Annotated in this window: 17 protein-coding genes and 1 other annotated feature; of the genes, 16 read left to right on the top strand and 1 reads right to left on the bottom strand. The window is 36.7% G+C overall.

Annotated features, from left to right (window positions below; all coding sequences use genetic code 11):
- Nucleotides 1-53: 53 nt before the first annotated feature.
- From rbfA to I5677_RS15410, 13 genes are all read left to right on the top strand, one after another.
- Nucleotides 54-482: a 30S ribosome-binding factor RbfA gene (gene rbfA, locus I5677_RS15470; protein ID WP_197662551.1), complete on the top strand. Its 429-nt coding sequence runs from the start codon at nt 54-56 to the stop codon at nt 480-482.
- A 220-nt stretch (nt 483-702) separates the two neighbouring features.
- Complete coding sequence (locus tag I5677_RS15465; RefSeq protein WP_197662550.1) at nt 703-1707, top strand: DHH family phosphoesterase; 1005 nt, start codon at nt 703-705, stop codon at nt 1705-1707.
- A 158-nt stretch (nt 1708-1865) separates the two neighbouring features.
- Nucleotides 1866-2882 (top strand): tRNA pseudouridine(55) synthase TruB, encoded by a 1017-nt coding sequence (gene truB / locus I5677_RS15460; protein WP_206762717.1) that lies wholly within the window; start codon nt 1866-1868, stop codon nt 2880-2882.
- Nucleotides 2883-3083: 201 nt separating this feature from the next.
- Entirely contained in the window at nt 3084-4136 is a 1053-nt protein-coding gene (locus I5677_RS15455) for a bifunctional riboflavin kinase/FAD synthetase (protein ID WP_243456623.1), read from the top strand.
- A gap of 460 nt (nt 4137-4596) precedes the next feature.
- Nucleotides 4597-5319: an ABC transporter ATP-binding protein gene (locus I5677_RS15450; protein ID WP_197662549.1), complete on the top strand. Its 723-nt coding sequence runs from the start codon at nt 4597-4599 to the stop codon at nt 5317-5319.
- A gap of 1 nt (nt 5320) precedes the next feature.
- Complete coding sequence (locus I5677_RS15445) at nt 5321-6913, top strand: putative ABC exporter domain-containing protein (RefSeq protein WP_197662548.1); 1593 nt, start codon at nt 5321-5323, stop codon at nt 6911-6913.
- A gap of 227 nt (nt 6914-7140) precedes the next feature.
- A complete protein-coding gene (rpsO, locus tag I5677_RS15440; protein WP_197662547.1) occupies nt 7141-7407 on the top strand; it encodes a 30S ribosomal protein S15 in 267 nt (88 codons plus the stop codon).
- 225 nt (nt 7408-7632) lie between these two features.
- Entirely contained in the window at nt 7633-9033 is a 1401-nt protein-coding gene (locus I5677_RS15435) for an MATE family efflux transporter (RefSeq protein WP_197662546.1), read from the top strand.
- A 229-nt stretch (nt 9034-9262) separates the two neighbouring features.
- Nucleotides 9263-9622 carry a YmaF family protein gene (locus I5677_RS15430; RefSeq protein WP_197662545.1) on the top strand — a complete coding sequence of 120 codons (360 nt, stop codon included), beginning with the start codon at nt 9263-9265 and terminating at the stop codon, nt 9620-9622.
- Between the two features lie 92 nt (nt 9623-9714).
- On the top strand, nt 9715-9945 hold the full coding sequence (locus I5677_RS15425) for a hypothetical protein (protein ID WP_197662544.1): 231 nt from the start codon (nt 9715-9717) through the stop codon (nt 9943-9945).
- Nucleotides 9946-10350: 405 nt separating this feature from the next.
- Nucleotides 10351-12438, top strand: a complete 2088-nt coding sequence (locus I5677_RS15420; RefSeq protein ID WP_197662543.1) for a polyribonucleotide nucleotidyltransferase — start codon at nt 10351-10353, stop codon at nt 12436-12438.
- Between the two features lie 234 nt (nt 12439-12672).
- Nucleotides 12673-14991 carry an ABC transporter ATP-binding protein/permease gene (locus I5677_RS17580; RefSeq protein WP_330617943.1) on the top strand — a complete coding sequence of 773 codons (2319 nt, stop codon included), beginning with the start codon at nt 12673-12675 and terminating at the stop codon, nt 14989-14991.
- 388 nt (nt 14992-15379) lie between these two features.
- Nucleotides 15380-16555 (top strand): LCP family protein, encoded by a 1176-nt coding sequence (locus I5677_RS15410; protein ID WP_197662542.1) that lies wholly within the window; start codon nt 15380-15382, stop codon nt 16553-16555.
- A 170-nt stretch (nt 16556-16725) separates the two neighbouring features.
- Here the strand turns inward: I5677_RS15410 and I5677_RS15405 are convergent, their stop codons facing one another.
- Nucleotides 16726-17673, bottom strand: coding sequence for a DDE-type integrase/transposase/recombinase (locus tag I5677_RS15405; protein ID WP_197660824.1), 948 nt, complete (start codon nt 17671-17673; stop codon nt 16726-16728).
- 408 nt (nt 17674-18081) lie between these two features.
- On the opposite strand from I5677_RS15405, the gene I5677_RS15400 reads away from it, so the two are divergent.
- The 3 genes from I5677_RS15400 to thrS all read left to right on the top strand — a co-directional run bounded on the left by I5677_RS15400 (nt 18082) and on the right by thrS (nt 22187).
- Nucleotides 18082-19335, top strand: a complete 1254-nt coding sequence (locus I5677_RS15400) for a M16 family metallopeptidase (protein ID WP_197662541.1) — start codon at nt 18082-18084, stop codon at nt 19333-19335.
- A 36-nt stretch (nt 19336-19371) separates the two neighbouring features.
- Nucleotides 19372-19881 carry a hypothetical protein gene (locus tag I5677_RS15395; RefSeq protein WP_197662540.1) on the top strand — a complete coding sequence of 170 codons (510 nt, stop codon included), beginning with the start codon at nt 19372-19374 and terminating at the stop codon, nt 19879-19881.
- A gap of 75 nt (nt 19882-19956) precedes the next feature.
- Nucleotides 19957-20158 (top strand) — a binding site (T-box leader).
- Between the two features lie 64 nt (nt 20159-20222).
- Nucleotides 20223-22187 (top strand): threonine--tRNA ligase, encoded by a 1965-nt coding sequence (gene thrS / locus I5677_RS15390; RefSeq protein WP_197662539.1) that lies wholly within the window; start codon nt 20223-20225, stop codon nt 22185-22187.
- Nucleotides 22188-22516: the final 329 nt, after the last annotated feature.

Raw genomic sequence — 22516 nt, 5'->3', positions numbered from 1 at the left:
AGAGTAAAGATAGAGTACCGAATGGATTTGACTAGAAAGGTATTGGTGATTGTATGAGAAAGAACAGTATTAAAAACACCAGAGTGAACGGTGAAGTGCAAAAAGTGCTGAGTAATTTAATCAGCAGGGAGATTAAAGATCCAAGGATTAATCCAATGACTTCCGTTGTTTCTGTTGAAGTATCACCGGATTTAAAGACGGCTAAGGTTTACATCAGTGTATTAGGTGATAAAGAATCCCAGGAATCAACCCGGCTCGGGTTAAAGAGTGCAGCTTCTTTTATGCGCGGACAATTAGCAAAAACACTTAACCTAAGAAATACACCTGAACTTACCTTTATTATTGACAATTCCATTGAATATGGTGTAAATATGTCTAAATTGATCAATGAAGTTAATAATAATTCCGGTTTAGACGAAGATGAAATAGAAGATGAAGATGAAGAAACACAAGAAGGCGATTATGAAGAAGAGGACGAATAGTCCGGACAATAGGATGTGTTTATAAAAGACAGGAATTAGGATAAGGATTATTCGATCATAGTTCCTGTTATGAAGCTTTTTTAAAATGCATATATTGAAAGATAATTTAAGTATAAGATATTAACTATTATAAAAATAAGATAATTCATATTATGAGATTAGTGGCAGGATTAGAGAACCGGCTCACTAATCTCTTTGGGAAGAAAAGGTGTATTAGTAAATGAATGTTTTATATAAAGATATCATTAATTCTGAAATAGCCGGAGCGAGAAAAGTTGCAATTGCCGGACATATAAGACCCGACGGAGATTGTATTGGCTCCTGTATGGCGCTCTATCATTATCTTCTACGTAGCAAAGATGACCTAGATCTTATGGTGATTGATGTTTACTTAGAGCCAATCGGGAATGAATTTCGAATCCTGAAAGGGGTGGATGACATCAAGCATTCTTATGAATCTAATGAATGCTATGATGTGTTTATCTCCCTGGATTGTGGTAGCTTGGATCGATTAGGTAATGCCCAGAAGTATTTTAACACAGCGAAAAAGACCATTAATATAGATCATCACATTAGTAACAATTCTTTTGGAAATGTGAATCATGTGGTGGCGAATGCCTCATCAACCTGTGAAGTTTTGTTTGGACTATTTGATGAAAACCTTATTACTAAGGAAATCGCAGAGGCTTTATATGTGGGTATCATACATGATACCGGTGTATTCAAGCATTCCAATACAACGCAGAATACCATGATGATAGCAGGTAAATTAATCAGTAAAGGAATAGAATTTTCTAAATTGATTGATGAATCCTTTTATCAGAAAACATATATGCAAAATCAAGTCTTGGGTCGTTGTCTTATGGAAAGTATTCTGGTCCTAGATGGTAAAGTAATCGTTTCCTCTGTCAGTTATAGGATGATGAACTTTTATGAAGCAAAAACCTCGGATATGGACGGGATTATTGACCAGCTTCGGGTTACCAAGGGGACAGAGGTGGCAATTTTTGCATACGAAACAGCACCGCAGGAATTTAAAGTAAGTATGAGGTCCAATGGCGAGGTTAATGTAAGCAAAATTGCAGTATATTTTGGAGGAGGAGGACATATTAAGGCGGCCGGATGTACCTTACATGGCTCTCTTCATGATGTGATCAATAACATTACTCCCCATATTGAAGCACAGCTGAAAGCCTTAAACAAGAGTAACAAATTATCTGAATAAATACCAAACAAATTATTAAAATATTCAAATAGTTGTGCTTATAGTAAATTTTATACACTGCTCCAAAGAGTTATGATGATACCATTTAAAAATGTGTATACATATATTTCGTTTATTGACTGCCTGGAGTGACATGAATTTTATACGAGGTGTTTTATTTGATTAATGGAATTATAAATGTATATAAGGAAAAAGGATTTACCTCTCATGATGTTGTTGCAAAAATGAGAGGTATCTTAAAAATGAAGAAAATTGGACATACCGGGACCCTGGATCCGGAGGCGGAAGGAGTACTGCCTATTTGTGTTGGGAAAGCTACTAAGCTGGTAGACTTAATTACAGACAAGGATAAAACCTATGAAACCGTATTAAAACTTGGTGTGGTTACCGATACCCAGGATCTTACGGGTACGGTGCTTAAAACGAATGAGGTAAATGTAAGTTACCAAGAGATTGAAAATGCCGTAAAGCATTTTATCGGTGAATATCAGCAGCTGCCTCCGATGTATTCCGCCATTAAGGTAAACGGAAAGAAGCTGTATGAATTAGCCAGGCAGGGTAAGGAAATTGAACGCTCCCGAAGAAGTGTTGTGATACATGATATACGGATTAAGGATTATAACTGTGAAGAGCATGAGGTTACTATGTCGGTTGACTGTGGAAAGGGAACTTATATAAGGACACTGCTTCATGATATCGGCGAGCGGCTTAGATGTGGTGGAGCCATGAAAAGCCTTCTTAGAACCAAAGTGGGTAGTTTTGAGCTACAGAATGCATTAAAGCTTACTGAGATAGAGACTTTAGTGCGATCAGAGAAATTAGAAGAACATATGATAATGATCGAAGATATGTTTAAAGCTTATCCTAAGGCCATAGTAAAAGCGGAATATCATAAGTTAATATATAATGGTAATTCTTTTCAACCGGAACATATAGAAGGATATTCGAATGAAGGAAATTCGAATAAGGACTTCATGGAAGATGAGACTAAACTTAATAAAATTAGTTTTGACACAACAGAAGCTGAGGATTTTACAACAGCTGTTAACAATATGGAAGCCTTCACTTCTTATGAAATGTTCAGGGTTTACGACGCTGACAATAATTTTATTGGGATCTATCGTTTTAACATAGACGAAGACATATTTCGTCCTGTTAAGATGTTTCTATCCTAGTATAAGAATGCCTTGTACGTATAAAGTTACCACCATTTGATTTTGTACGATTATCTAAAATAAGGATATTTTTCAACGAAGGATAAAATATAAATATAACTTAAATATTTAAAATAAAATTAGGAAAAAGAAACTAATACAAAGAATTCAAACATACAAGATTTCAAACATACAAAGAAGTCGAATATACAAAGAGTAGATATGCTAAAAATTAACCCGTATAAAGAAATTATATTATACGAAAAATGGATTATCATAATTTTTTGGCTTGCGAAGGATGCGACGAACATACTGGAGGATAGGATGGATTACATTGCAGAGAATACGAATTTTAAATTGAAAAACAGTGCGGTAACCTTAGGTAAGTTTGACGGACTTCATCTGGGGCATCAGCTTCTTTTAGAGCAGGTAATATCCTTGAAGAAACAAGGATATACGGCTGTTATGTTCAGCTTTTCTTATCATCCGGGGAACTTATTTTCAAAGAAGGAATTTGAGCTCATTTATACCGAAGAAGAGAAGCTGGCTAAACTAAGAAATACTAAAATGGATGTTCTTGTTTCCTATCCCTTTACGAAAGAAACAAGTAATATGGAACCGGAGGACTTTATTAAGGATGTCCTGATCGGTAAGTTGGACGCGAAGATTATTGTAGTAGGGCAGGATTTTCGTTTTGGTCATAAGAGAAGAGGAGATGTTAAGCTGTTACAGTCTCTTGCTGAGACCTACGGATACCGTGTTATAGCCTGTGAAAAGAGAAAATATAAGGATTCCATCATCAGCAGCTCCGAGATTCGTAAGGAATTAAAGGAAGGGAATATGGAAACTGTCAATGAGATGTTGGGACAGCCTTATTCTATTCTGGGAGAGGTAAGGCATGGAAGGAAATTGGGACGAACCTTAGGTTTACCTACTACGAATATAATCCCGGTATCCGGTAAACTGTTACCGCCTTGTGGAGTCTATGCCTCAAAGACGATTGTGGATGGGATATCTTATCCGGGGGTAACCAATATCGGATTTAAACCTACGGTTGGAGCAGAGAAAGTCAAGGGAGTGGAGACATATATTTTTGATTTTAATCAAGACTTATATGGGAAATTCATTGAAGTGGAGTTATACACCTATGAAAGACCTGAATTGAAGTTTAATTCCATCGAGGAGCTGAAGCAGAAGATGCAGGAGGATATTGCATTCACCAGGAATTATTTTTTGAAGTTAAATGAAGGCAATAACAGTAGCTATAGTAATTGAATAATTAAATATATTGTAATAAAGAGTAATAAAAGATTAAAAAGTTTGCACTTATAAATCACCTTCTTTCATTAATGTTTGTGAGGCAGAATGAAAGTAGTGGTAGGCGATTTATAAGTGTATTTTATTGCAAAAAATATCGGAGTGAAGTACCACTTCATTTATTATAGAACCTATTTTATTACATAAACATCGGGGTGAAGTATCACTCCAACATGATAGAACCTTTATTATAAAACCTTTGTTTATTGAGCCTGTTATCTTAGTGGAGTTATGGTATACCTTCAATTTTTCAGTTTTCTAGAACCTTATTATATTTGACATTAGAATTAAAATTTTGTATCATAAGGTTAATTTATTTACAAAAATGTAAATTATGGAATTTTTAAAATAATAATATTAATTAATCTGGACTATTCCATAAGTATTATACTGCCGAGAATGCATAGGGGAGGTTATTATGTTATCAGTTCGTGGTGTTACAAAAAAATACGGTAAACTAATTGCAAATGATGATATCAGTTTTGAGGTGAATCCCGGGGAGATATCTGTTTTATTAGGGCCAAACGGTGCTGGTAAATCAACTATTATTAAATGTATCGCCGGACTTTTAAAATTTAAGGGAAAGATATTTATTAACGGTAATGAGAACAAGTCCCTTTTAGCAAAGAGAGATCTAGGATATATCCCGGAGATGCCGGTACCCTATGATATGCTTACGGTATGGGAGCATATGGAATTTATCGCTAGAGCCTATTCTCTGGAGAACTGGAAGGAGCGGGCTGAGGATTTATTAAAGCGCTTTGAACTTGATGATAAGAAGAAAAAGCTAGGTAATGAGCTGTCCAAAGGTATGCAACAAAAAATCAGCATCTGTTGTGGTATGCTGCCGGAACCTAAGGTTATTTTACTGGATGAGCCCATGGTCGGACTCGATCCGTTCGCCATAAAAGAGTTGAAAAAACTTGTGGTTGAGAAGAGGAAGGAAGGCTGTGCAATATTAATCAGTACCCATATGATTGACAGCGTAGCGGAGTTTTGGGATACCACCAATATTATGGTAGCTTCCGGTATCGCTGCCAGAAGAACCAGAAAAGGAATAGAAGGCTCCGGTGAGAATCTGGAAGATTTATTCTTTCAGATTGTTAACGATGCTAAGAAAGAGAACGGGGGCGAGGAGTAGTATGGGAGCACTGTCATATCTGTTTATCACCAGGATGAAGAATAAGCTTCTGTCTCTTAAGAAAAAACCGGCATTCGTTATTATGTATGGGGTTCTTCTTGTGATTGTAATTTTATCCTTCGTGGCTATTATGTTTGCTAGGGAGGAAGGAGAAATTATCGGTGGTGCAGACGAAAGATATATCTTTCTTTTTATAGCAGGGTTTGGTTTTCTATATCTGTTCACCTTTATAATGACTGGGTTATCAACCGGGTCAACCTTATTTACTATGTCGGATGTCGCACTTTTGTTTGTTGCACCGATATCACCAAAAAAGATTCTTAATTACGGATTAGTCAGTTCCCTAGGTAAGACACTTTTAACATCAATTTTTATCTTTTATCAGTTAGGGAATTTAAAGGTTAATTTCGGATATGGTTTTCGTGAGATTATGGCTTTATTTATCATCTATGCAATCATGATATTTTTCTTCCAGATACTTTCCATTGCAGTATATATCTATACGAATCAGAATGAGAAAAGAAAAAAAGCGGTAAAATATGCTCTTTACCTAAGTTTTCTTGCTTTTATACTTATTGTAATATCCTATCAGAAGCAGCAGAGCATGAATATCCTTGAAGCATTGATGAGTGTTGTTGACAGTAAGTTCTTTGGCTATGTACCTGTAGCAGGATGGTCTGTTATGTTTTTTAAAGGGGCAGTAGATGGAGTATTATTTTCAATTCTCTTACCCCTAATTTTCTTCCTGGTGTTTATCGTACTGGGCATTTCGTTGCTATCTCTTGGTAAGGCGGATTATTACGAAGATGTCCTGTTATCTACGGAATATACCCATAAGGCGGAACAGGCAGTAAAGGAAGGCGGCAACTATCAGAGAAAGCCGATGAAGAGAATTAAGGTGAATGAGCAGGATCATAAACGGATTAAGGGCAAGGGGGCTGTTGTATTTGCTTATAAACACATTCTTGAGATGAGACGGGGTAGTAGGTTTATCTTAGTAGACGGTTATACCTTTTATATCGCAATAGTCGTTACCATTGCCGGATTTAATTTTAAGGGGCCTGCTGCAGCATATGGAATTCTGGCATTTATTATATACCATCAATATTTTACTACCGTATTTGGTATGCTGAAGCAGGAATTAATCAAGCATTATATCTTTTTAATTCCAGAGAAGTCCACCAGGAAGGTATTTTATGCCTCTGTCTCTTCTATGTTAAAACATTTTGTAGATGCGGTATTTCTATTTGCAGGTATGCTTATCAGCGGTATAACCGATCCCGCCAATTGTTTCTTTCTGGCATTAACCTACATCGCTTCCGGAATAGTCTTTGTCAGCATGACGATCTTATTCCAGAGGGTTTTGGGTGGTCAGCCCGGTATGACTGCAAAGATTATAATCGGTATGTTGTTAATGATTGTGATTTTAACGCCTGCGGTAGTAGCTAGCGCTTTTACCGGAATTTATCTACCTGAACAATTGAGGTTTTTAAGTACAATGCCTTATATTATATATTGTATTTTAATTTCTCTCCTTATTTTTAGGGTCTGTGGTAATCTTATTGATAAATCAGAATTTAGCTCCAAGCTATAAGCTGAACTAGAATATTACATAGAAGGTCTGCTTGTATATAAAAAAATGATTTTCGGAAAGCATTGTAGGTACGTATGATACTTTCATCATAATATTTAAAAAACGGTTTACAATAGAATAAGAATGTGTTAAGATACCATAGTAAAAAATGTTCAGCCAATGCTCAGATTAAGGATACTCCGACCTTTTTCTTGGTGTTCGGCGATTAAAATGAAGGAGGAACTAAGATGATTAGCAAAGAAAAGAAACAGGAAATTATCAATACCTACGGAAGAACACCTGCAGATACAGGATCACCTGAGGTACAAATTGCACTTTTAACTGAAAGAATTACTGAGTTAACAGAGCACTTAAAGAATAATAAGAAGGATCATCACTCAAGAAGAGGTCTTCTTAAGATGGTTGGTCAAAGAAGAGGATTACTAGAATACTTAAAGAAAACGAATATTGAAGGATATCGTAACTTAATTGAACGTTTAGGTTTAAGAAAATAGTATAAATCTGATATTATAAAAGCTGTCCCATTCTGATAGCGATTAGTGCTGAGTATGGGGCGGTTTTTTAATGCGAAAGAAAGTATTAATATACATATATTTGAACTGTGTTCACATAACATGACACAGAAGCTTTTGAATTACATTATAAAATTATGACCTACAAGAAAGGCTAATGATAACCACAGAAACATCATAAGTGGTTTAAATTATATAGGTATAAGTATGAATAGAATAAAGAGGATTCTAAGTGATAAAAGCTTCCTCAGGAAAACATTTGTCATTACGATGCCCATTGTATTACAGAACCTGCTAAATAATATGTTAAATCTGATCGATACCTTAATGATTGGGAGACTGGGTGAAACCACGGTAGCCGCAGTCGGTTTGGCAAATAAGGTGTTTTTCGTATTTTCATTATTAATGTTTGGTATCTGTAGCGGCTCGGGCATTCTGGCTGCACAGTATTGGGGGAAGAGAGAGTTGTTAAATATCCGAAGGGTTCTTCGGATGTCTCTGTTAATTGGCGTAGGAGGCTCCATCTTATTTCTAATTCCGGGAGTATTATTCCCGAATTTAGTCATGAGAATATTTACTCCGCAGGAGGGAACGATTGCCGTTGGGGCTGTTTATCTGGCTATCATTGCCTTCAGTTATCCGTTGACGGCTGTTACTAATGCTTATGTGGCAATTCTTCGTAGTATGAACTATGTGAAGTTGCCGGTTATTATTACATTGATAGCAATTCATGTAAATGTAATCTTGAATTATGCCCTGATCTTCGGTAAATTTGGACTTCCAAAGATGGGTGTTGCCGGTGCGGCTCTGGCAACCTTAATAGCAAGGTTTGTGGAATTTGCAGTACTTTTATTCCTTGTCTACCGTCATAAGCCCGGGGATGACGGAGTCGGAGACTTTATTCATCTGAAACATAATAAAGAACAGGACAATGGTCTGTCGTTTTTTCATAGAAACTTTGTATATAAATATTTTCATACCGCAGCACCGGTAATCGCTAATGAATTTATGTGGGGACTGGGCGTTACTATGTATTCCCTGGTTTATGGAAGAATGGGTGATGCTGCTATGGCAGCGATTACAATTACCAATACGGTGGAACAGGTGGCTTTGGTATTTTTCTTTGGTATCTGTGCTGCAGCTGCCATTATTCTAGGTAATGAAATGGGTGCTGATGAGCTCGATAGGGCAGAGGACTATGCGAAGAATTATATCATACTCCAATTTGGACTCACGGTTGTGGGAGCGGTTATGCTTTATCTTCTAAAAGAACCGATAATTGCTATGTTTGATGTATCGATATTAGTGGAGGATTATATCCGCCTATGCATTACGGTTTTTGTGATCTATATGCCGGCCAGAATGTTAAATGCTTTATTTATTGTAGCAATTTTAAGAAGTGGTGGAGATACGAGGGCAGCACTGTTTCTGGATGTATCCAGTGTTTGGTTAATAGGAATACCAATGGCCGTACTAGGCGGGTTAATATTCGATTTACCTATTTATATTGTATATGCTATGATTTTACTGGAGGAGATCTACAAATTAATCCTGGGATTTAAGCGCTACCGTAAGAAGAAATGGCTTAGAAATATTGTATCCTCCTAGTACTTTGCAGTAATATAGTCAGTTCAAAATGCATTGCCTGTTTGCCATGAACAGCCTTAGTTTTGTATACGTAGCTAGCAATACGAGTAAAAAATTTATGATAAAAAGTTCCAGAAGGAGACACAATAATCATTTTTTTGTATATGATATATTGATTAGAATTTATCTGGTATTATCTGTGCTTAGGCAGTTATATCAGATATTCATAAATTAATAAGGATGGGATGTTATGGGTTATAGAGATAGAGGATATTATCCTAGGCCATACCCTGAGGAACAGAGACATGTGCATGAGATACAAGGTAGTGTAAAAACAGCCGGTGCCCACCCCCATGAGCATCGATTTTGCACGGTTTCTGGTGAAGCAATTCCATATGGCTCCAATGATCATGTTCATGATGTTATATTCCGAACTGATTATCATGGAGAGCATTATCATGAATTCAAAGGGAAAACCGGCTGTATGGTAAGGGTAGGCGACAGACATGTTCATTATCTTGAGTCTATCACCAGTATTGATGACGGTCATAAACATCGTTTTGAATGTGCAACTTTAATTGAGAACCCGACCGGAGAAGGTCACTATTAGAAAAAAATCGGAATAAAAACAAGATACAAATTAAATAGTAAACACGAACAAGAAAAGGAAATGTTGTATAAAATCAGCATTTCCTTTTTTAGGTGAGCCAAAATATTTCGATACCATTCAGTAAAAATCAACTGGCGTTTCAGAAGTCATATGTACGGGATAAGATGATTTCGCTATATTTAAAAGAAGTAGTATTGGTTGTGAAATGGGGAGATGGGGAAGCTGAATTTAAAATGTCATTCTATCCGGGAGATGAAGTAATCCAGTTTGACTTAGAGAACAAAGCAGATACTATTATTACGAACACTACCATAAGGTTATAAGATATTAAAATATTGTTTTAATTAGATGATTTCTAAGTTTTTCATCTATGTTTTACTAATCCTATGAAAAAAAATGTAGCATATTGGTAATAATAATGCTATAATATTTAAGTTAGAGTAACGCGAGGACATCCCGAGACTTCTGAAAAGGTTATCAAAATATGGTTTCTTGGTAGGCTTTTCAGTTGTTTCGGTGCCTCCTACTCTGACATTAGAATGAAGTTCATGCAAAAGGATTGATAGCTTAATAGTGTGGATATATTAATCAGATTATTCCATTATAATCATCCTTTAGCAGAATAACATTCCCTATGAATCATTCATGTACTATGAAATTCTAATTATGTTGACACATTCATATGAAGTGAATTATTCATAAAAATGATGAAAAAAGGAGAACAGAATATGTACAAAAGTTTTTCAATGGAACTGGCAGGAAGAACCTTGACCGTTGATATCGGCCGAGTTGCTGCGCAGGCCAATGGTGCGGCTTTCATGCATTACGGTGATACTGTTGTACTTTCAACCGCAACAGCATCTGACAAACCCAGAGAAGGAATTGACTTTTTTCCTTTAAGCGTTGAATATGAAGAAAAATTATATGCAGTAGGTAAAATCCCCGGAGGCTTTATCAAGAGAGAAAGTAAACCTTCCGAGAATGCGATTCTAACTTCCCGTGTAATTGACCGTCCGATGAGACCGTTATTTCCGAAGGATTATCGAAATGACGTAACCTTAAATAACCTTGTGTTATGTGTGGATCAGGATTGTCCGCCGGAAATCACAGCTATTCTTGGTTCAGCTATAGCAACCGCAATTTCAGACATCCCGTTTGATGGTCCTACGGCTTCTACAATGGTTGGTATGGTAGACGGCGAATTGGTATTTAATCCGACTTCTGCACAGAGAGAAAAATCAACCCTAGCTCTTACTGTAGCTTCTACCAGAGAGAAAGTTATCATGATTGAAGCCGGTGCGGAAGAGCTACCTGAGGAAAAGATGATAGAGGCTATCTTTGCAGCTCATGATTTAAACAAAAAAATCATTGAATTCATTGATACTATCGTTGCAGAATGTGGAAAACCGAAGCATGATTATGTCAAAATGGATACTCCGGAGGATTTATATGAAGATATGGTTAACTTCATTACTCCTGAGGCAATGGAAGTAGCAGTGTTTACCGATGAGAAACAGGTAAGAGAAGCAAATATTCGAGAAATCACAGACAAATTAGTAGCCCGCTATGAAGAAACCCATCCGGAATGGCTTCCTTTACTGGGTGAGGCTATCTATAAATTCCAGAAGAAGACCGTTCGTAAGATGATCTTAAAGGATAAGAAGCGTCCTGACGGAAGAGCAGTAGATCAGATCAGAAAACTGGCTGCAGAGGTTGATGTACTGCCTAGAACTCATGGTTCCGGTATGTTCACCCGTGGACAGACTCAGGTTCTTACCATCACTACCTTAGGAGCTTTGGCTGAGACACAGAGATTAGACGGAATTGATGAAAATGAAACTGGTAAGAGATATATGCACCATTATAATTTCCCTTCCTATTCTGTAGGCGAAACAAGACCTTCCAGAGGACCGGGAAGACGTGAAATTGGACATGGTGCCCTGGCTGAAAGAGCTTTGGTTCCGGTTCTTCCTTCTGAAGAAGAATTCCCTTACGCAATCCGTACTGTATCTGAGGTATTGGAATCCAACGGATCTACTTCTCAGGGAAGTATCTGTGCTTCTACCTTATCATTGATGGCTGCAGGCGTTCCGATTAAGGCAATGGTTGCCGGTATATCCGTAGGATTAGTAACCGGTGATACCGATGACGATTATATTCTTTTAACTGATATTCAAGGTCTTGAGGACTTCTTTGGCGATATGGATTTTAAGGTTGCCGGAACCCATAAGGGTATCACAGCAATCCAGATGGATATCAAAATCCATGGTCTGACCAGAGAAATTATTGAGAAATCCATCTACAGAACGAGAGAAGCTAGAATTCAAATTTTGGATGAAGTTATGGCACCTGTGATTTCCGAGCCGAGACCTGAAGTTGGACCTTATTCACCTAAGATTGTTCAGATCAAAATTGATCCTTCCAAGATTGGTGAAGTGGTTGGTCAGAGAGGTAAAACAATCAATGCAATTATCGAACAGACCGGTGTTAAGATTGATATCACAGATGAAGGTGCTGTTTCTGTCTGCGGTGTAGATAAGGATAGCATCAAGAAAGCTGTCGATATTATACAGATGATTGTTACTGAATTCGAAGAGGGTCAGATTTATGAAGGTAAAGTAATCAGCATCAAAGAGTTTGGTGCATTCCTTGAATTCGCGCCCGGTAAAGAAGGTTTGGTTCATATCTCCAAGATCTCTAAGCAGAGAGTAGAGCATGTAGAGGATGTTTTAACCTTAGGTGACAAGGTGAAGGTTGTATGCCTTGGACAGGATAAGATGGGAAGAGTATCTTTCAGTATTAAGGATGTACAATAAAAGTCTTCTAATATAAAAATTTATTTAAAAAAATTCTGTATTGTTAGTGTATTATTTAACTGTTTAATCTAAGAGTATCAGGCTCCGGATATATACCGGAGCCTTTTATTGTGTGATTATCTTTATTAAAATACGATTAATATATTAAAACTACCTTAAATTGGTAATGATATTATTGACAAAAGGTAATTATATAAATATACTAATCCGTAAACATCGTAAGAAAAAAGTAGTATGAAAGGATTTAACATGCTTGAGTTAAAAAATATAAGAAAATCCTATGTTGTGGGGGATTTTAAGACAGATGCATTGGACGGAATTTCCGTATCGTTTCGAAAAAGTGAGTTTGTGGCAATCTTAGGTGCCAGCGGATCAGGTAAAACCACTTGTTTAAATGTAATTGGAGGTTTAGACCGTTATGATGAAGGCGATTTAATTATTAATGGTAAGTCTACAAAAAAATTTAAGGATAAAGATTGGGATGCGTATCGAAATAATACTATCGGTTTTGTATTTCAAAACTATAATCTAATTTCTCATCTAAGTATTATTGCCAATGTTGAGATGGGTATGACCTTAAGTGGTATCTCAAGAAGTAAAAAACATAAGACGGCAGTTGAGGTATTAGAGAAAGTAGGACTTAAGGACCATATGCATAAGAAACCCGGACAATTATCCGGTGGACAGATGCAAAGGGTTGCCATTGCCAGAGCTTTAGCCAACAATCCGGATATTCTTCTTTGTGATGAACCGACCGGTGCGCTGGATTCAAAAACCAGTACCCAGATTATGGACCTGATTAAGGAAGTTGCTTCCGATAAACTTATTATTATGGTTACTCATAATGCAGAACTTGCTAGTAAATATGCTGACCGCATTGTGGAATTTCAGGATGGTAAGGTGATTGCGGATTCCAATCCGTATCAAGAGGGATTAGCACAGGAGGAGTTTCGTTTAAAGAAAACCAGTATGAGTTTTCCGACAGCTCTTCGTCTATCCTTTAATAATATCCGTACAAAACTGGGTAGAACCTTTTTAACTGCTTTTGCGTCCAGTATTGGTATTATTGGTATTGCACTTATCTTAAGTCTATCCGTGGGTTTTCAGTTACAGATTGATGATTTTCAAGCGGAGGCTATGACAGAATTTCCGATTATCATCACACAGCAGACAAGGGAGATTGACCGGGAGAGTTATGATGAACATGAGGATGAAATGTTTGATCGGATGACCGGCAACTTAGAATATGTGGATTCCGATGAAGTGTTTGTGTATAACCAGGATGAAAGAAGAGCAAGGCATACCAATGTTTTCACTGAGGAATATCTTGAGTATCTGGAAGCGATTAATCCGGCAATCTGTAAAAGTATCGGATACAACAGAGCAGTAGGACTTAATCTGTTGATGAAAAAGAATGGAGAAATCTCACAGATTAACTCCGGTAATTTATATTTCGCTTCCTATCCAACAAAATTAGCCGGGGCAAGTTATCTGGAAGATAATTATGATGTCCTGGCGGGAGAGTATCCTGAGGATGAAACCGGACTGGTCTTGGTAGTTGATAATAAGAACCGAATTGAGGATAAAGTTGTTGCAGAGCTGGGCTTTGATATAGAGAAAAAAGAGAATTTTAAGTTAGAGGACTTTATTGGACTCGAACTAAAGGCAGTGATGAATGATGACTACTATATGTCGACCGAGTATGGTGGATTTACCATTGCTCAGGATTATGAGCAAATGTATGAATCAGTGAATAACATAACACTTAAAATAGTTGGTGTGTTAAGATCCAAGGAAACAGTGAAATTCCCGATTGTTAACGAAGGTTTAGCTTATAGTGATCAATTGGCAGTTAGAGTTATAGAGAATGCTAAGAAATCAGCTATTGTTAAGAGTCAGGAAGATTCGGACTATAATGTGTTATCCATGCAGGAAATCGATGAAGAGATGAAAAAGCAGATGCTTTCTTTTCTTGGACAGAACGGTACCCCTTATCTGATTACGGTTTACCCGATCAACTTTCAAACCAAGGATGAAATATTGGAGTATTTAGACGAATATAACGACTCACAAGCAGACAATAAAGATAAGGTTATCTATACGGACATGGCCGATACAATTACCGGTATGACCAGTGGTATTATGGATGGAATTACTATGGTGTTAATCGCATTTTCTTCCACCGCTTTAATTGTAAGCTTAATTATGATTGGTATCATAACCTATATCTCTGTTTTGGAACGTACGAAGGAAATTGGCATCTTGAAGGCTCTTGGTGCCAGAAAGAAGGATATCTCACGGGTATTTGATGCAGAAACCTTTATCCTTGGTGTTTTTTCCGGTTCCTTAGGTATCCTAATTGCTTGGCTATTAACCATACCGATCAATTCAGTAATCTATAATGTAACAGAACTAAAGAATGTTGCACAGCTGCAATTTTCCCATGCAGTCATTTTAATAACCATAAGTACTATTTTAACTATGCTTGGAGGACACATTCCGGCTAGAATTGCATCAAGAAAAGATGCGGTAGAAGCCTTGCGTAGTGAATAATTGATCATATAATAATGCTTTTCTCTCTCCTTTTTGCTAAACCTGGCTATCCGTTTGTTAATGGATTAGTCAGGTTTATTTGTGTAACAGCAGTTTGAATAATTAAATATAACTGCTAGGAATGCTTTTATGTAGATAATGAACACTTAGGAACAACGGAGAAATTCTGCCTTGACATAGTGTAAATAATTATTATTTTGTACTAACACAAGTCGGAACATCGTATACTTTCATATCTACTGGCGAATATCGTTGAAATTGGACGTATAAATTACATGGAAAATACTTTAAACCTATGGAAGTATGTTGAATTATATGATAAGATATTAGGAATGTAAAATATTTACATATTGAGCATTTAAAAATATCATTAATAAAAGGAAAAAGTATGAGAGAAAATACGAAAAAAAGAAATGTAAAAAGATTAATTATTATTTCAATAAGTAGTTTCCTTGGTATCGCTTTCATTTTAGGCGCTACAGCCTACTTCGTTGTTCGAAGTTACATTGGTAAAATGAATCTGGTCGTTCTAGAGGAAGATGAAATGGAATATGTAGATTCGAATGAATATGTAGAAGATGACGAATATGTAGAGGATAATTATTATGATGCGTATATGGATAAAACCGTAGATGAGATCATATCCATGGATACATCCGGTTCAAACGATGCCCATAATAAGGTAATTAATGAAACTCAAACAGAAGATGTAGAAGATATGGAAGAGCAAATCAGCAGGAATATGTCGGATAATAGAATGGAAATTAAGAAGGATAAAGATGTACTTAATGTTTTACTGATCGGAAGTGATTCTAGAAATAGTAAGAGAAGAGGCCTTTCCGATGCCATGATATTAATTTCAATTAATAAAAAAACCAAGACAATCTTTGCAACATCATTTCTAAGAGATATTTATCTTCAGATACCCGGTAAGAAAAATAATCGTTTAAACACCGCTTATTCCTCCGGAGGGGCTAAGCTTTTGATGGAGACAATTGAGCAGAACTTTAAAATTGATATTGATAAGTATATTTCGGTAGATTTTTTTGCTTTTATGGATATTGTTGATGCGATAGGTGGAGTTACGCTGGAAATTACGGATAAGGAATTACCGGTTGTGAATGATTATGTTGATCACCTTAATAAACTTTTAAAGGTAGAAGAAGGAACGGATCGGTTAAAGAATTCAGGTAGTCAGCTATTAAATGGGAAACAGGCCCTTGGCTATACCCGAGTTAGATATGTAGGTACTGATTTTGCCAGAACGGCCAGACAAAGAAAGATTTTAGAGATTATTTTTAATAAAATCAAAGGCTTAAGTCTGACACAGATGAATGATTTATTAAATAAGGTGCTGCCAAAAGTAACAACCAATTTTAAAGAAGGAGAGATTTTCTCACAAATCATGTCCTTGCCTTCTTATCTAAAATATGATATAGAACAATGCACCATACCGATTAAGGATTCTTATAAGAATATGAGCATCAGAGGAATGGCGGTACTTGGAGTGGATTTTGAGATGAATATAAAGAAACTTCACGAAAGAATTTATCTTGCTGACTAGTAAGAATATATGTGTTTAATAAGATTTATATCGTTTCACTGACTGCTTTGGAAAAGCCACTGCAGTCTTTTTTTGAAACAGATTAAGCTGAGTCTTTAATAGAATCGACGTACTATATAGGTAAGGAATTAATACCTGAAGACATTAGGATTTGCTACGTTGTAGGTTTGTCAAACATATGTTACACCATACCTAACAAAATCAGATAAGATATTCTGAGGTGATTTCCATCCCAGAGGTCTCATCGGAAAGCGGTTATAATCTCTTTTGTTATATGTAGTTAGCTGATTACTAAAGTCCTCAAATGAATAGAAGGTATGCGTTGCATAGAAACGCTCATTATCTTTTCTGTGGCTTCTTTCGACCTTACCATTATGCCTTGGGGTAAATGGACGTATTAGTTTATGACGAATGCATAATTGATTAAGACGAACTTCAAAAATAGTTGGCGTTTTAGCTTTATCTCCGGATGCAAGGCGTTTTGTGAATTCTAGACCATTATCCGTTTGGATGCATTCTATTGGCATTGGAAAGGCTTTAACAAGGTGCTCTAGGAATTGCATAGATGAATAGGTACTGTGCTCTTCAAAAGCTTCAACGTAACGCCACCTAGAGTATTCGTCAATAGCTGTATACTGATAAAACTTTTGTCCCCTGGCCTGATTGACCAGACATACAGAAGGCACAAACTTAACATCTACCTGAATCCTCTGGCCGGGATACGTCATTTGTTCATAAGGCTTAGGTACGTATTTTGGGTTTTTCGGCTTAATGGCCATAAGTTTTTTCTTGCGGAGGAAGCGGTAAAGACCGGGAATAGATCTTTTATAACCTCGTTGCATAAGTTTTACCCAGAAGATTACCAGGCCAGCATTAGGATTACGACGGCGCATGTTATTAATAAGACTGATCTCATCTTCAGTATGTTGGTTTGGATGGTGATGAGGTCTTCGAGAACGATCTCTAAGGGAGTCCCAGGAGCCATCATAACGTCGTTTCCAACGATAAACGTACTGACGATTCGTTTTATATCGTGCAGCTGCCTTTGAAACACCATATTTATCAGCGTATTTAATTAAAGCTAGTCGAAACCTCATATCCTGTGTTATACTTGCCATACGGAAATGCTCTCTTTCTTTTGTATTTTGGTTGTGGTGACTTAAATATAACACAAAAGAGCTATTTCCGTTTTTATTTAATAAGATTTGTAACACATGTATTGTAATCCTACAACCTGAAGACATTAGGATTTGCTACGTTATATTGCCATAGATATAAAATTATGGTAAAATCGATTGATAGTAATGATTTAAACATATTAACTTTATTCAGTGAAACTATATTTATATTTCGTCTTACAGATAATAGAATGTAAATACTTGTTAGAGTAATATCAGTAACCTTATATAGGAATGATATTTTGAGGTTATATATTAACGAATGTAATGATCAGTGCGGTTATATATATTTACTTTCGATATCACTGCAGCATAAAAAATATGATTGATTTTAAGAAAGGGACCTATATGACAAAAATAAAACAGTTATCGAATGGAATAACCGTAGTTATGGAGACAATGCCTTATTTGAAAAGTGCCGCCTTTGGTGTCTGGGTGAGAGTCGGCTCTTCGAATGAGGATGACAGTAATAATGGAATAGCACACATGATAGAACATATGCTATTTAAGGGTACCTCCAGAAGGAGCGCGAAGCAGATAGCAGATGAGATGGCGCAGATTGGTGGAAATATTAATGCATATACCAGCAAGGAGCTTACTTCTTATTATGCTACAACCTTAAGCGAGCATCTTCCCTTAGCTATTGATATCATCGCAGATATGTTCAATAATTCACTGATAGAAGAGAAGGCTTTAAAAAAAGAGAAAGGTGTTATTATAGAAGAAATCGATATGTATGATGATTCTCCTGAGGATCTGGCCCATGAGATGCTGCAGCAAAGAATCTGGAAAGGACATCCCCTGGGATATATGATTTCCGGAACCAAGAAAGTAGTTCGTAAGGTCAGCAGGAATCAGATTATGGATTTTATTAATACCTACTATGTCGGTGATAATATGGTAATATCAGTTGCAGGCAATTTTGAAGAGGATAAAATCTTTGCACTTTTACAGGAACAGTTTGGTGTAATTAAAAAATCTTGTGAAAATAATGTGATTGAACGGATTAAGCCAGAGTATCATAAGGTTACCTGTAAGAAGCAAAAGGATATTGAACAACTTCATTGTAATATAGCATTTGACTGTATTTCCTATCTGTCTGAGGAACGATTTGTTTTATCGATTTTAAATTCCATATTGGGAGGCAGTATCAATTCCCGGTTGTTTCAAAAAATCAGAGAAAACAGTGGTTTAACTTATTCCATTTATTCTTATGGCAGTTCCTATAAGGAGACAGGGTTGCTTCATATCTATGCAGCCATGAACCCTTCACAGACTTCAACTGTTCTAAAGAAAATCTACCAGATTATTGGTGATCTAAAGAAGAAAGGGGTAACTGCTGAAGAACTGGCTATGACGAAGGAACAGATTAAGACAGAGATCATTCTGGGAAGTGAAAGTGCAAAAAGTAAAATGAATTCCAATGGCAAATCCATGTTAAACAGAGGAAGAGTAACTCCTATGGAAGAGTTGATAGAGGGAATTAACAGAGTAAGTATTTCTGATATCAAAGAGTTTGCTAACCGTTATTTGGATCTGAATAAATGTTCCTTGTCCGTGGTAGGTAATATTAATGATATTGATCTGAAAGCATTTATTTAGCAATCAGTATTAAAGTAAATGGGGGAGGTTTTTTAGATGTATTTTGAACCAAATTCATCCAGGCATAAGCCAAAACAAACGTTTACTTATAGAACGACTAAACTGGAAAGATTAAGAGACGAAGCTGATCCGGCTAATCCACCAAAGAAATATCTGGTTAGGTATCTGGTATTTCATTGGTTGTTGGTTTTTTTTACATTAATGCTATGTATGAATTTCTTATTCCCCTTTGCGGTTATGATGTTTCTTTATGTGGGTCATAATCTTAAAAAACTACGAAAGACTTGGATTGTATTTTATTCCGGAAAAGTGCTAACAAAGATTAATTTGATTTCGCTATTACTTTGTCTTCTATTATTTATACCCGGAAAGATATTCTTTCTTTTCTTATTTGAAGACGTTATATTTAAAGCACTTACCTGGTTTTGGAACGTTTTTGGTGAGTTTTGGGAAGATCTTAAATACAAACTCAGACCGGTCAAAAAAATTAGTGATAATTCTATCGGTATAGCGAATGTTGTTTCCTTTGCAAGACAATTATGGTAAGCGTCCAACAATAGACAGCACCCAGAAAAAAACACCTTGACTTTACGACTAAGAATGTTATAATAAGTTCAAATTGATAATACGATGACGAGACGAGTAATATGTGAAAGATTACAGAGAGAGATATGATTTGGTGCAAATATCTTATTTGGAAGCATATGAAAACTACCTCTGAGTGACCCTAATCCGGTCCGGTGATTCCGTTATAATCGAATGAAGTGGGTGCTATGCACCAATAAGGGTGGAACCGCGACGTATCTATACGCTCGTCCCTTTCGATTTGAAGCCAAGTCGAAAGAGACGGGCTTTTTCTATTTTAATTTCAGAAAGGAGTTTTAATTATGAAGATTACGTTAAAAGACGGCTCTGTAAAAGAGTATGAATTTCCAAAGTCAGTGTATGAAATTGCCGTTGACATCAGCGAAGGTCTGGCTAGAGTGGCATGTGCAGGTGAACTAAACGGTAAGGTGGTGGATCTTCGAACCGTAGTTGATGTTGACTGCGAATTAAATATATTAACCTTTAATGATGAAGCAGGTAAAGCTGCATATCGTCATACCGCTTCCCATGTACTGGCACAGGCAGTAAAAAGACTGTATCCCAAAGCGAAGCTTGCTATCGGACCGTCCATTGATACCGGATTTTATTATGACTTTGACTGCGAGCCTTTTGACAGGGCTGCACTGGATGAACTCGAAAAGGAAATGAAAAAGATTATAAAAGAGGGTGCTGAGTTGGTTCGTTATACCCTTCCGAGAAATGAAGCAATTGCACTGATGCAGGAAAAGGGTGAAAACTATAAAGTGGAACTGATTGAAGACCTTCCTGAGGAATCAGAGATTTCGTTCTATCAGCAGGGAGATTTTGTGGATTTATGTGCCGGTCCGCATCTTATGAGTACGAAGACAATTAAGGCAATAAAGTTGATTTCTTCCTCCGGTGCATATTGGAAAGGTTCCGAGAAGAATAAAATGTTAACCAGAGTATATGGTACTGCTTTCACTAAGAATGCTGAGCTTGAGGAATATCTGGTACATCTTGAGGATATTAAAAAACGCGATCATAATAAATTGGGTCGTGAGATGGAGATTTTCACAACGGTAGATGTAATTGGTCAGGGACTTCCACTCTTGATGCCTAAGGGTGCTAAGATTGTTCAAACGCTACAAAGGTGGATTGAGGATGAAGAGGAACGTCGTGGTTATGTAAGAACAAAAACTCCGTTAATGGCTAAGAAGGATCTATATGTTATCTCTGACCATTGGGGACACTATAAAGAAGGTATGTTCGTACTTGGCGACGAAGAGGATAAAGATTCTGAAGTATTTGCTCTTCGTCCTATGACCTGTCCGTTCCAATACTATGTATATAAGCAAAGCCAGAAGAGCTATCGGGACCTTCCTCTTCGATATGGTGAGACTTCAACCTTATTCCGTAACGAGGACTCCGGCGAAATGCACGGACTAACCAGAGTTAGGCAGTTTACAATCTCTGAGGGACATCTGATTGTTACTCCGGAGCAGATAGAGGATGAATTCGCAGGCTGTCTTGACCTGGCGATGTATTGCTTGAAAGTATTAGGACTTGAGAATGATGTAACCTACCGTTTATCTAAATGGGATCCGAACAATAAAGCAAAGTATCTCGGTGATGAAGAACAGTGGGAAAGGATGCAGAATAAAATGCGCGAAATGCTTGTACATCTGGGAGTTAATTTCTCGGAAGCAGATGGTGAAGCAGCATTCTATGGCCCTAAGTTGGATATTCAAGCCAGAAATGTATATGGTAAGGAAGATACCATGATTACCCTTCAGTTGGATTTTGTATTGGCAGAACGTTTTGATATGTTCTATATCGATGCCGGTGGTGAGAAAAAGCGTCCTTATATCATTCACAGAACCAGTATGGGATGCTATGAAAGAACTCTGGCTTGGCTGATTGAAAAATATGCAGGAATGTTCCCTACCTGGTTATGTCCGGAGCAGGTTAGAGTTCTTCCGATATCTGAAAAATACCATGACTATGCTCAGAAAGTCAAAGATGAACTGCAACAGAACGGAGTTTTAGTTACTGTGGATCAAAGAGCTGAGAAGATTGGGTATAAGATCCGTGAAGCAAGGTTGGAGCGTGTTCCCTACATGTTAATCGTAGGACAAAAGGAAGAGGAAGAGGGCGCTGTGTCCGTAAGAAGCCGCTACCTTGGTGATGAAGGCCAGAAACCACTTGGTACTTTTATAGATGAAATCTGCAAAGAAATCAGAACTAAGGAGATTAGAAAAATAGAAGTAACAGAGAACGAAAAATAATCCATATGGGTTATTTAATTAATTAGAAAATTATGTTAAAATATGGGTACACCCAAATACCTGTTATTTCATTAAGGCTCATTTATGATAATATATCTAATGCTGTGCATTATATATTGTCTTAGATGAGCCTTTGCTTTATATGATTATATAAGAAGATTACATAATGTTTGAATTATTTTACAATAATGGTTTTATTTTCTTGACAAAGACCCTCTTGTCGTTATATTATTTCATATAAAATATATATGGGTTAACAATTTAGAATAGTTTTATGAAATGAATAAATGGAATTGGCAGTTTGGTAATAATTACGTAAGGAAAGGGTG

Source organism: Mobilitalea sibirica (genome assembly GCF_015999265.1).
GTDB lineage: Bacteria > Bacillota > Clostridia > Lachnospirales > Lachnospiraceae > Mobilitalea > Mobilitalea sibirica.
The sequence above is the reverse complement of the archived record's forward strand: the minus strand, read 5'-3'. Positions and strand labels throughout refer to the sequence as shown.